Below are 296 nucleotides of genomic sequence, written 5' to 3' on the forward strand. Positions count from 1 at the left end.
GCCATGAGCTACAAGAGTGACATCGAGATTGCGCGTGAAGCGCAGAAGAAGCCGATCCAGGAGATTGGCGCGAAGATCGGGATTTCCAATGACGATCTGCTGCCCTACGGCCACGACAAGGCGAAGGTGTCGCAGAGCTTCATCAACTCCGTTCAGGACAAGGAAGACGGCAAGCTGATCCTGGTGACCGCGATCAACCCGACCCCGGCGGGCGAAGGCAAGACCACCACCACCGTGGGCCTGGGCGACGGCCTGAACCGGATCGGCAAGAACGCGATGATCTGTATCCGCGAAGC

The 296-nt window shown here is 60.1% G+C and carries 1 protein-coding gene; it reads left to right on the forward strand.

Annotated features, from left to right (window positions below):
• Positions 1 to 3: 3 nt before the first annotated feature.
• The coding region (locus AC58NV_RS23815) for a formate--tetrahydrofolate ligase (protein ID WP_497229336.1) at positions 4 to 296 on the forward strand (293 nt) is incomplete at its 3' end.

It is taken from the genome of Leisingera sp. ANG49 (assembly GCF_059694505.1).